Below are 10,875 nucleotides of genomic sequence, written 5' to 3'. Positions count from 1 at the left end.
CCGGCACGCCCGCGGAAAGCGAAGCGCCTGGAGCGCAAATCAACCGACAATTCGCATAGACAACTATTAATAATATTGTATCATATTAACGCGGTTAATTAATAAAGAATAAAGATAAAATAAAAGCTGTCGAAGGTTTTTCGACAGCCTGAGGCTCCTGCAATAGGAGCCTTTTTTACGCAAAAAACAGACCCAATCCATTGGGCCTGTCCAAAAACGATTAAAATTCTGCATTTCCAGGTGTTCGAGGGAACGGGATAACATCACGGATATTGCTTATGCCTGTCAAATACATAATCAGGCGTTCAAATCCGAGGCCATAACCGGAATGCTTGGTGCCGCCATATTTTCTTAATTCCAGATACCACCAATAATCCTCTTCATTCATGCCAAGCTCGTTAATTTTTCCAGTAAGGACATCCTCACGTTCTTCACGCTGGCTGCCGCCTACAAGTTCGCCGATTCCCGGCACCAATAAGTCCGTTGCTGCTACTGTTTTGTTATCTTCATTTAACCGCATATAAAATGCTTTAATTTCTTTTGGATAATCAGTTACAAACACAGGTTTCTTGAAGATTTTTTCACAAAGATAACGTTCATGTTCAGTTTGCAGATCTGTACCCCATTCAGCTGGATAATCAAATTTCTCCCCAGATTGTTTTAACAATTCAATTGCTTCCGTGTAAGTAACACGTCCAAATTCAGCAGTATGTGCATTGTTTAACCGATCCAGCAATCCTTTCTCAACAAAACTGTTAAAGAAATTCATTTCCTCAGGCGCCTGCTCCATTACGTATCCAATCACATATTTGACCATGCTTTCTGCCAAATCCATAATATCAGGCAGCTCAGCGAAAGCAACTTCCGGCTCAATCATCCAAAATTCAGCAGCATGCCGGGCTGTATTGGAATTTTCGGCCCTAAACGTTGGGCCAAAGGTATAAACATTGCGGAATGCCAAGGCAAAAGCTTCAGCCGAAAGCTGGCCGCTTACGGTTAAATTGGTTTCCCGTCCAAAAAAGTCTTTGGAAGCATCAGTCTTGCCTTCATCGTTTTTTGGCAAATGATCCATGTCCAAAGTGGTGACTCTAAACATTTCACCTGCCCCTTCCGTATCACTGCCGGTGATAATTGGAGAGTGGACATAAACAAAACCTTGCTCTTGGAAAAACTTATGTATTGCATAAGCCGCTAACGACCTGATACGAAAAACAGCAGCAAACGTATTGGTTCTTGGCCTTAAGTGAGCAATTGTCCTCAAGTATTCAAACGAATGCCGTTTCTTTTGCAGAGGATAATCCACATTGGATGTCCCTTCAATCGAAATCGATGTTGCCTTAATCTCGAAAGGCTGCTTAGCTTGAGGAGTATGAATAAAATCTCCCTCCACTTTGATAGAAGAGCTGATTGGCAGCTTGGCAATTTCTTTAAAATTGTCTAATTGTTCATCAAAAACAATTTGGACACTTTTAAAAAAGCTTCCATCATTCAATTCGATAAAACCGAAAGTTTTCGAATCACGAATAGTGCGAATCCAGCCGGATACTTGCACTTGTTGGCCGATAAAACTTTCAGTATTCCTGTACAATTCTTTCACTAAAGATAATTTCATGATTTCCCTCCTAAAGCATACGGATAAAAGTTTCCCGGGTGTTCACCTTAACCGGGCTGCCATTTAAATAAAAAACCTCCCATCCCTCTGGGACGAAAGGTAAATACCTTGTTTGCCGCATGATTTATCCCTTCCATATTATATATAAATCACCGCTAATAAGCAATATTCAACAAATTGCCCGCTGATTAGGAAGGATCCATCAAAAAACGTTTTTCACCACAATTTTTAAAAATTTTCTGAATTATAGCAGGTATTAATAAAAATAGGTCGAAATTATTAATATTGCTTCGATTCTTGCTTTAAAAGGGGTGTTGATATGGATAAAGTCACTTGTATTGCCTATCTTCTTTACAACTCTTCCAAGGATCTTACCATCAAAGATAAGGCCATCCAATTATTGAATGGTGATATTTCAATTCGAGATTTAAAAAGGGATCTGTCACTTCAGACCTATATCGTGATTGCTGAGTCTTCACTGAAAAAAAACAAAATCGATAAAAACAAAGTGCAGCAGTTCGCCGAAGAATTTATGATTGTTGAGGTTTAAAACTTCCGGTCGGAAGTTTTTTTATAAACCTCTAATTAACATAAGAATGAATCTTGATCAGCTATTAATTGTTTTTGGTAACAAAAAACTCCTGTTCCATTTTCCAGCTTGGTTGTGGTATAATAGGTAAATCCTATTTTTTTCCAGAATTGTTTGGCTTTCTGATTTTCTTTTATCACACCAATTCGAACTGTGTGAAGGCCCCGCTTTACCAACTCTTTTTCAAACAGGGCATATGCTTGCTCACCAAAACCAAACCCTTGATAGTCTGCATGAATCATAAGCAGCCCAAGCCACGGAAAACGATCTTTTGGATTTTCTTCCAAATAATCTAATACTCCGATATACGTATCATCTAGTTTAATAAATTTACTCTCTGTTTTAGGGTTTAAAAACTCCTGTTCCATATCAGTAAGATTTCGAACTGGTTTGCCGTTTTCTAAGACATTATAGGCTTGATTGGAATTGACGATTTCAAGCGCAATATACAATGTTTCTTTCCTTATCTCTTCAAAATGCATGGACATCTCGTATAAACTCCTCATTTTTTGTTTTATTATATCAGCTTAAAAGCTACAGATCGAATGATCTTGTCTATCAAACAGTATAAATTAACAAGAATGATTTATTCATTAATATAGAAAAGAAAGGTGATTGATGTTATGGTCCAAGTAGAAGTCATGATTCAATTCGAAGGTAAAATGTACCTTACGAACGTCATTACGGAAAGCTGTACACCCGATGAAGAAATTCAACGCATGGCATATGAACAAGTCCAGAAACAATGGAAAAATCGGGGCTAATCGAACAAGCTGTATGGATTTTACTTATCCATACAGCTTATTTTAGTTTAATCATTGTTAATGACTACATAAGTATCCTTTGAGGCCTGTTCCATAAGCGGACTTATCCCAGCGGTTGCCAGCATATGAAGTTCATGCATGGCCCTTGTACAGACCGTATAAAACAGTTTCCGTTCCCGTTCATTTTGATATTGGGAAATGTCATAAAGAATGACGGCGTCAAATTCAATTCCTTTTGCCAAATAGGAAGGAATAACAAGGACCCCTTTTTCATAAGAAAGTGTTCCCTTTTCAATTAAATGCGCTGTTATTTGTTTTTTTATAGCTACGTATGCCTTAGAACTCTCCCCAGCCGTTCGGCAAATAACAGCGATGGTCCGATGCCCATCTTGTTGCAGATCCTTCACTTTGTTGATAACCCATTCATTTAAACGGCCCTCTTCGACCATTGCCACTGTTGGTTTTCTCCCATAGCGATTAAACGGTTCAATCATTTCTCCCCCTTTAATCAGCCCTTTCGTAAATTCAACGATTTCTTTCGTTGAACGATAGGTTTTCGTTAAAACAAATGTTTCGGTTTCATCTTCCTGATGGGCAAGATCCGTAAGAACTGTTTCTGAGCCAGTCGCTCCAGAGAAGATCGCCTGATTAAAGTCGCCTAATATAGTCATTTTGCTATAAGGGAATAATCTTTTAATAAAGGCAAACTGAAACGGGGTATAGTCCTGTGCCTCATCGACAAAAATATGGCGAATTGCCGTATTCGATTTGCGTCCCTCCAGCAAATCCTCCAAATATACAAGAGGGGTGGCATCCTCATAAGTAATCATAAATTTATTCAATTGTTCAATCGTCTGCCTGCAAATCCCTGCCCAATCTGCCGGTGCATTGTCATGAGAATCCAGCCTCCGCTCAAATAATTGCTTGTATATTTTCCGCAGGTCAAGGAACTTCAATTGTTTAACAGTCTTAAACAGTGGTTTGAATTTTTGTTTCACCACCCTTTCAGCAAGAAATCTTTGTTCACGTTCAAAATCATCAAAAGAATTTTCTGTATAATTATTTTTTGATTGCAGCTGTTTATAAACCTCTAAATAGTCTTCCTTTTCAAGGAATTGAATCTCTTCCTCCACCCATTCACGAGAAAGTTCCCGTCTCATCCAGCGCCTTAGTTCCTTTTTCAGCCATCCCTGCACCTGCAGAAGCCGATTCGGTATGGATATTCCTTTATCTAATGTATAAAAGTAATCCCCAATTTCTTTTTGGGAGATTAGCACATCTCCTCGAAAGGATAAATTTTTGAAAATGAGCCCGCCATCAGAAAGTTCGTTCACATAGTCATCAATCATTTTCTTAAAATCAAGGCCCGCCTTAAAACGAATTCCATCCACTCTTGTTTGATACTCTGGCAGATTTTTTCCGTTTAGTAAAAACTCCATTTGCATAAACGGATCTTCCACAGTATATTCCCTGCCAAGACGGAGATTTAAATACTCCTGGAATGTGGACTGCTGCATATTATCCTCGCCCAGTTCAGGCAGCACCGTTGCCACATAGCTGTTAAACAAAGGATTCGGCGAGAACAACATGATATTTTCTGACTTTATCATTCCCCTGTAGCGATACAATAAGTAAGCAACCCGCTGCAGGGCAGCAGATGTCTTCCCGCTTCCGGCGACTCCTTGGACAATTAAAATTTTACTTTTTTCATTTCGGATAATGGCATTTTGCTCACGCTGGATCGTTGCCACAATGCTTTTCATTTGGGTGCTGGCATTGTTTCCAAGTACCTCCTGCAGCATTTCATCCCCAATTGTTACCCCTGTGTCAAACATTCCTTTTATTTCGGATGCCCGAATGATAAATTGGCGCTTTAATGTCATTTCTCCTTTAATCAATCCTTCTGGTGTCTGATAATGAGCGGGACCAGGAGAAAAATCGTAATATAAACTTGAGATGGGAGCACGCCAGTCATAAATTAAAAAATTCTCATCGTGTTCATCCATTAAGGAAGCGATGCCAAGATAGACTTGATCTGGAGACGTTTCTCCTTCCTCCCAGAAATCAATCCTGCCAAAGTAAGGAGAATATTTTAACCTTTTCAGCGTATCCAATTGTTTGTCAAGCTGCCGATAGGTGCGTTCACGCTCAGATAACAATTCGGACTGCTGCTTAATGCTGGCTGCAGTTTCAATTACATCATCCGGTTCATCTAAATTCACCGTTACATCCTGCCAAAAGCTTTTCCGAATCTCGAGGACATCTGTGCTTACCTTACTTGTATTTTGCATAAGCTTATTGATCTTTTTATTTACTTCTTTTACAACATTTTCGACCCGCTGCTGCTCTTCTTGCCAGTTTTTATTTTGCAAGTCACTCATGTAACCAACTCCTCGAAAAAATGATAGCCAAAATGTTGACAAATAGATTCAAAATGTGCTATTGTTATAATAGGTTATTTATACAATAAGCAATATCAATTGCATATAATACCAAAAGTCATTTTATCATTTCAGATGATGCAATTCAACCATAATGCAAATATCTTCAATCCAAAACGCCGTCATTGGCGTTTTTTTTTGGTTATTGTTTACTTCCCATTACTTGAACGAATTCCTCTAGGATAGTATTCGAAATCTCTTTTAAAAAATGATAAAAAAAGATTGACAATTAGCTGGTATCCCTTCTATAATTTATCTTGAATTAAATTATTTTAAATTCAAGATAATATTTTTCAAAACAAAGGGAGAGATTATTCATGGCAAAAACAAAATGGGCATTAGACCCTGCGCACAGCAGTGTGGATTTTTCAGTCCGCCACATGATGATTGCAAACGTAAAAGGATCATTTAACAGCTTTAATGCTGTTATTGAAGCAGATCCAGCTGATTTGACAACAGCCTCGATCGAATTTACTGTAGATACTTCAAGTGTTGACACACGTAACGCTGACCGTGATGCGCACCTAGTATCTGCCGATTTTTTTGATGTAGAAAACTACCCAGCCTTGACTTTTAAGGCAACTACTATCGAAAAAACAGACGAAGGTGAATATAAAGTAACCGGAGACTTAACTCTTCGTGGTGTAACAAAACAAGAAACTTTCGATGTTACCTTTGAAGGTCAAGGAAAAGATCCTTGGGGCAATGAAAAAGTCGGATTCAGCGCCAACAGCACATTAAACCGTTCAGACTACGGTTTAGTTTGGAATGCGGCTCTTGAAACTGGCGGAGTTCTAGTTGGGGACAAAGTGAAAGTTAATCTGCAAATTCAAGCAGCGAAAGCTGAATAAAATAGTAGAAAGAAAGAGGCTGACCTGCGTCAGCCTCTTTCTTTCTGATTCCATTTTTTACAATTAGGGTTGAATGATGACTCTAGTACCATTAGGCACCTTTTCAGCCAGCTGCAGGACATCGCGATTATGCATTCTTATACAGCCATGGGATACTGCTTTGCCTATAGAGCTCGGATCATTGGTCCCATGAATGCCATACCCTTTCTTAGAAAGGGACAGCCAGATTACACCAAAAGGCCCCCCTGGATTGTATTGCCGGTTTACAATCACAAAATCCCCTACAGGTGTTCGGGTTAACATACTCCCGGTTGCAATGGGAAATATTTTTTCAAACCTGCCATTATGATAGAGTGCCAGCTGCTTCTTACGAACGGATACATGGATGGAATAAGATATCGTGTTTGGATCAGGCAGACCAGGTATTTGAAGTTTTTGGCCGATATACAAATAATCTCCAATACCAGGATTTGCGGTATAAAGGCTGCGAATGCTCACTCTATAATCTTCAGCAATACTATGTAATGTTTCACCTGCCTTAACTGTATGAATCATGTGAATCACCCTTTTTTCACAGCATATGCCCGATAACCAGCGCCTATGCCCCCTAAATTCTCTCCATTAATAAAAAAGACGATCATGGGACTGTCCAAAATGTTAAGAGCTCAGACCCCTTAATGGACAAGCCCATGATTTTAAGCACGATGGCCAATGCAATCTTATTCGGCAAAAAAATAGGGTGCCATATCTTCCCGTTTAAAATGAATAAAGTAATAATCGTTACTGGCAGGGTCATATCGATAGTCCCTTTTCCACGTCTCAATGTTTTCAATAATTTCCCCTATTGCCTGCACTAACAATTGAATCTCGCCATTCGTCATGATCGGGTGAATGGAAATACGAACCCATCCCGGTTTCCCTGACAAATCCCCATGATTGATTTGATCAGTAATTTGTTTAGAGGCTTTTTTATTAATATTTAACAGATAGTGACCATAGGTACCTGCACAAGAACATCCCCCTCTAACTTGAATCCCATACCTGTCATTCAAGAGCCGGACGATTAAATTATAATGGATACCTTCAACATAAAAAGAGATGATACCTAAACGGTCTTTGATATGCCCCTCTAAGATATGAAGTTTCGGCAGCTTTTCAAGCTCAGACAATAACAAGGATGTCTGCTGTTTTTCCCGTTTAAGTATATTTTCAACTCCCATTGCCTCTTTTAATGTCAGGCACATCCCCGTACGAATAGCTTGAAGTATTCCAGGTGTCCCGCCATCTTCCCTTAGTTCGATTTCTTGATAATATTGATGTTCCCCCCAGGGATTCGTCCAAATCACAGTTCCGCCGCCCGGATGATCAGGCACCTTATTTTTATACAATCTCGAATCAAATACCGCCACACCGCTTGTGCCCGGTCCTCCCAAAAATTTATGGGGCGAAAAAAACACCCCATCCAATTTCTCCAATGGGTCTTTTGGGTGCATATTTATTTTTACATAGGGAGCAGAAGCCGCAAAATCTACTAAACAGAGGCCGCCATGCACATGCATGAGTTTTGCCAACTGATGATAGGGAGTTTGAATTCCCGTGACATTCGAGCATGCTGTAAATGCACCAATCTTTAATGGACGTTCACGATAGGACTTTAAGCAATTTTCCAAATGATCCAGATCAACATTTCCAGCAGGATCTGGGTTAATTTTGACTACCTCTGCAATTGTTTCCAGCCAAGAAGTTTGATTGGAATGATGCTCCATATGGGTGATAAAAATAACCGGCCGATTTTTTTCGGATAATGGAAGGGAACTCTTCCAACGCTCATGAACCCGGAGTCCCAGCATTCGCTGAAACTTATTCATAACCGAAGTCATCCCGAAGCCATCCAGCAGAACAACGTCGAGAGGGCCTGCATTTACATGGTCTTTTATAATTTGTTTGGCTTGGTGGTAAATTCCTGTCATCATTAAACTCGTTACATTTGATTCCGTATGAGTATTGGCCATAAAAGGCCCAATAACCTCTGTCATTCTATATTCAATTGGCCGGTACAATCGGCCGCTGGCTGTCCAGTCTGCATAAATAATCTCTTTTTTTCCGTAAGGAGAATCAAATTTTTGGTCGATTCCAATTACATGAGAACGAAAACTTTTAAAATACGCTTCAAGATCTTCCGGGACCCGGAAAGATTTAGTTCCTATCTTAGCGGTAATCATCTTGCCACCCCGTCATATAAGTCTTAATTATTACTATATGCAAGGGTTATTTTCATGTAGCTAATAAATTGGAAGCATCTTATCCCCTATTCGGGCTGGATTAAAAAAACCCGCCTTTTAAGCGAGTTCTTCCCTGCTATTTATTCGTTGCTTTAAAAGGTGGTGATCTTAACAGACTCCTTGCGGTTTACCTCATCAATCTTCTGGATAAACATCTGAAATACTCTCTTTTTCTCTTCTAAATCACGTATGTATTCTTTTAATTGATTATAGTTTTCCTCAAATGGTTTATGGTACATTTCCCGAATCTTTTCGATAATTTCCTCATTCACTGTAGACTGAATCACTTGCTTGGTTATTCCATATTTATAGGAATATACCTTCAATTCCTGTGCTATCTCTTCATATTCCTTTTCAATTTCATCAAGCACTTGGTGGATATCCTCTTTCCATTCCTCTAAAGATTTTTGAACATAAGATTTCACTACAGTTTCTTCCATGTCTTCACACCTACCGAATCTAATTTACTTTTTTGTATATTTTAACAAAATTAGATTACATGAAAGTTTCGGACTGGTTACATTTGGATTTTCATAGCTTTATTTCTGTATTATTCAGTTTGAACAATCTTCTTAAATTCATCAAGAGATGTTGAGTATTTAATATAGGTCCTAGGAAGCTGAAGATATTCTTCTTTCAATCCTTTCTTGATAAAAGGTCCTGGTGTAGTGGTCAGGCCGAATAAATAATATTCCTTGGCCTGTTGGATCACTCGATGATTAGTGTTCCCATATGGATAAGAAATGGCGATTACAGGTTTGCCTGTGATATTTTCAATTTTCTGTTTAGATAGCTTCAGTTCATCCTCTAGATTAGCCGCTTTAGTCAAATCCGGATGTGTCACGGTATGGGACTGAATCGAGAACATACCTGAATTCCCCAGCACTTTTAAATCGCCTGCTGTCAATCGATTGGTCCATCCTATAAAATCGGAAATGGCAAAAATGGTTGCTGCTGGCAGAAATTTGTCCGTCTTCAGCCTTTGGAATATTTTATAGGCATTGATATTATTCTTATACCCGTCATCAAAGGTGACCAAGATGGGCTTCTGCACATGTTCCGTTTCCTGCCAGCTCTCAAAGGTCAGCATGGTATAGCCATTGTCCCGCAAATAACGCATTTGCATTTCAAAATGAGCTGGGGTCACGTACAATTCCTTCTGGCCATGCCCAGCAAAATCCGCAATCGAGTGATAGACAAGAATCGGTACTCTTTCTGCAGCAATGGCAGCATCTGAGAATCCTAATACCATCCATGTTACCATCACAATTATCAGCGGTTTCATCGATAGCCCACCTTCCTACATTATTAATGGTATTATGTCACAGTTGAATGCTTCGTAAACTTTCGTCTTTACTCATCCTTTCATGTATACATGGTTTTTGTGTAAACTAATCAATAGAGAAACTAAAAGGAGAACTTTCATGACCAAGTATAAAATTTTATTTCTTGACGTAGATGGAACCATTCTTCCTCCTGACCATGTCATTCAAGAATCCACCAAAGATGCCATCAAACAAATACAGGCCAAAGGGATTGAAGTATTTATTGCGACAGGCAGGCCGCTTCATGAAATGGATGCTTTAGCCCAGCAATTAAACGTAAGCAGCTTTATTGCTTATAACGGTGCTTATGCCACCTATCAGGGGCAGGACTTGTATAAGGAGCCGTTGGACGAAGCAGCCGTTAAACAATTTCTAAAAATCGCAAAGGAACATCAGCATGAAGCTGTTTTGTATACTAACAGAACGAATGCCTTTACAGATTTGCAGTCTCCTTTATCGCATGAATTCATAGAGGTTTTTTCTCTTCACAAAAATGAAGCGTACACTCCTGCCATTGATTCCATCGTTTTGGGAATGACCTTGATCAATTTGAAACCAGGAGATACGGCATTATACGATAACAATGCCGGTATCCGACTATCTCAAGTGAACATCGAAAAAATGCAGCATTGCTATGATGTAATCCACCACAGGGTTAATAAAGGTTTTGGCGTACAGCATGTCTTACGGTATCTGGGAATCGATAAGGAATGTTCGATTGCCTTTGGAGATGGTATGAATGATAAAGAAATGCTGCAAGGTGTCGGAGAAAGCTTTGCGATGGGAAACAGCCACCCGGATCTTATTCGATTTGCCAAGCATAAAACCACCGATGTCACTAACTCTGGTATATCCAATGGATTAAAAAAGCTGGGATTAGTGGAATAGTGACTTACATAACCAAAGGATGGCGCCGATACGGGTCATCCTCTTTTGTTTTTTCTGCAAAATTAAACATTTTCATTGCTTTTTCCGGGAAAAAAGCTCAATTTGCAATAAAATGTTGTTATT

Annotated in this window: 11 protein-coding genes; 4 read left to right on the top strand and 7 right to left on the bottom strand. The window is 39.3% G+C overall.

Features of this window, described 5'->3' with window-relative positions; translation table 11 throughout:
• Window positions 1–220 precede the first annotated feature (220 nt).
• Window positions 221–1,612: an asparagine--tRNA ligase gene (gene asnS, locus NFS43_RS22585; RefSeq protein WP_251555181.1), complete on the bottom strand. Its 1,392-nt coding sequence runs from the start codon at window positions 1,610–1,612 to the stop codon at window positions 221–223.
• A 319-nt stretch (window positions 1,613–1,931) separates the two neighbouring features.
• Between asnS and NFS43_RS22580 the strand changes: the two genes are divergently transcribed.
• Window positions 1,932–2,162, top strand: coding sequence for a hypothetical protein (locus NFS43_RS22580; protein WP_251555180.1), 231 nt, complete (start codon window positions 1,932–1,934; stop codon window positions 2,160–2,162).
• 35 nt (window positions 2,163–2,197) lie between these two features.
• Here NFS43_RS22580 and NFS43_RS22575 read toward each other — a convergent pair whose 3' ends face one another.
• Window positions 2,198–2,689 (bottom strand): GNAT family N-acetyltransferase, encoded by a 492-nt coding sequence (locus NFS43_RS22575; protein ID WP_251555178.1) that lies wholly within the window; start codon window positions 2,687–2,689, stop codon window positions 2,198–2,200.
• 135 nt (window positions 2,690–2,824) lie between these two features.
• Here NFS43_RS22575 and NFS43_RS22570 point away from each other — a divergent pair, with 135 nt between their 5' ends.
• Window positions 2,825–2,965, top strand: coding sequence for a BA3454 family stress response protein (locus NFS43_RS22570; protein ID WP_251555175.1), 141 nt, complete (start codon window positions 2,825–2,827; stop codon window positions 2,963–2,965).
• A 47-nt stretch (window positions 2,966–3,012) separates the two neighbouring features.
• Here NFS43_RS22570 and helD read toward each other — a convergent pair whose 3' ends face one another.
• Window positions 3,013–5,346 (bottom strand): RNA polymerase recycling motor HelD, encoded by a 2,334-nt coding sequence (gene helD / locus NFS43_RS22565; protein ID WP_251555173.1) that lies wholly within the window; start codon window positions 5,344–5,346, stop codon window positions 3,013–3,015.
• 377 nt (window positions 5,347–5,723) lie between these two features.
• On the opposite strand from helD, the gene NFS43_RS22560 reads away from it, so the two are divergent.
• The gene (locus tag NFS43_RS22560; RefSeq protein ID WP_251555172.1) at window positions 5,724–6,257 is read left to right on the top strand and encodes a YceI family protein; all 534 of its coding nucleotides are present in this window, start codon (window positions 5,724–5,726) and stop codon (window positions 6,255–6,257) included.
• A 63-nt stretch (window positions 6,258–6,320) separates the two neighbouring features.
• Here the strand turns inward: NFS43_RS22560 and NFS43_RS22555 are convergent, their stop codons facing one another.
• The 4 genes from NFS43_RS22555 to NFS43_RS22540 all read right to left on the bottom strand — a co-directional run bounded on the left by NFS43_RS22555 (window position 6,321) and on the right by NFS43_RS22540 (window position 9,824).
• The gene (locus NFS43_RS22555) at window positions 6,321–6,812 is read right to left on the bottom strand and encodes a L,D-transpeptidase family protein (protein ID WP_251555170.1); all 492 of its coding nucleotides are present in this window, start codon (window positions 6,810–6,812) and stop codon (window positions 6,321–6,323) included.
• Window positions 6,813–6,976: 164 nt separating this feature from the next.
• On the bottom strand, window positions 6,977–8,479 hold the full coding sequence (locus NFS43_RS22550; RefSeq protein ID WP_251555168.1) for an aminotransferase class V-fold PLP-dependent enzyme: 1,503 nt from the start codon (window positions 8,477–8,479) through the stop codon (window positions 6,977–6,979).
• Window positions 8,480–8,631: 152 nt separating this feature from the next.
• On the bottom strand, window positions 8,632–8,979 hold the full coding sequence (locus NFS43_RS22545) for a hypothetical protein (RefSeq protein ID WP_251555166.1): 348 nt from the start codon (window positions 8,977–8,979) through the stop codon (window positions 8,632–8,634).
• Between the two features lie 110 nt (window positions 8,980–9,089).
• Window positions 9,090–9,824: a polysaccharide deacetylase family protein gene (locus tag NFS43_RS22540; RefSeq protein WP_251555165.1), complete on the bottom strand. Its 735-nt coding sequence runs from the start codon at window positions 9,822–9,824 to the stop codon at window positions 9,090–9,092.
• 139 nt (window positions 9,825–9,963) lie between these two features.
• Between NFS43_RS22540 and NFS43_RS22535 the strand changes: the two genes are divergently transcribed.
• Window positions 9,964–10,752, top strand: a complete 789-nt coding sequence (locus NFS43_RS22535; RefSeq protein WP_251555164.1) for an HAD family hydrolase — start codon at window positions 9,964–9,966, stop codon at window positions 10,750–10,752.
• Window positions 10,753–10,875: the final 123 nt, after the last annotated feature.

It is taken from the genome of Neobacillus muris (assembly GCF_943193175.1).
In the GTDB taxonomy this organism is placed as follows: domain Bacteria; phylum Bacillota; class Bacilli; order Bacillales; family Cytobacillaceae; genus Neobacillus; species Neobacillus muris.
This window is presented reverse-complemented; position numbering and strand designations above follow the sequence as displayed.

What these genes read in the sequence shown, in the direction of transcription:
- NFS43_RS22540 (WP_251555165.1), bottom strand. Translation starts at nt 9,824, where the DNA reads ATGAAACCGCTGATAATTGTGATGGTAACATGGATGGTATTAGGATTC.
- NFS43_RS22545 (WP_251555166.1), bottom strand. Translation starts at nt 8,979, where the DNA reads ATGGAAGAAACTGTAGTGAAATCTTATGTTCAAAAATCTTTAGAGGAA.
- NFS43_RS22560 (WP_251555172.1), top strand. Translation starts at nt 5,724, where the DNA reads ATGGCAAAAACAAAATGGGCATTAGACCCTGCGCACAGCAGTGTGGAT.
- NFS43_RS22550 (WP_251555168.1), bottom strand. Translation starts at nt 8,479, where the DNA reads ATGATTACCGCTAAGATAGGAACTAAATCTTTCCGGGTCCCGGAAGAT.
- NFS43_RS22575 (WP_251555178.1), bottom strand. Translation starts at nt 2,689, where the DNA reads ATGTCCATGCATTTTGAAGAGATAAGGAAAGAAACATTGTATATTGCG.
- NFS43_RS22555 (WP_251555170.1), bottom strand. Translation starts at nt 6,812, where the DNA reads ATGATTCATACAGTTAAGGCAGGTGAAACATTACATAGTATTGCTGAA.
- asnS (WP_251555181.1), bottom strand. Translation starts at nt 1,612, where the DNA reads ATGAAATTATCTTTAGTGAAAGAATTGTACAGGAATACTGAAAGTTTT.
- NFS43_RS22570 (WP_251555175.1), top strand. Translation starts at nt 2,825, where the DNA reads ATGGTCCAAGTAGAAGTCATGATTCAATTCGAAGGTAAAATGTACCTT.
- NFS43_RS22535 (WP_251555164.1), top strand. Translation starts at nt 9,964, where the DNA reads ATGACCAAGTATAAAATTTTATTTCTTGACGTAGATGGAACCATTCTT.
- NFS43_RS22580 (WP_251555180.1), top strand. Translation starts at nt 1,932, where the DNA reads ATGGATAAAGTCACTTGTATTGCCTATCTTCTTTACAACTCTTCCAAG.
- helD (WP_251555173.1), bottom strand. Translation starts at nt 5,346, where the DNA reads ATGAGTGACTTGCAAAATAAAAACTGGCAAGAAGAGCAGCAGCGGGTC.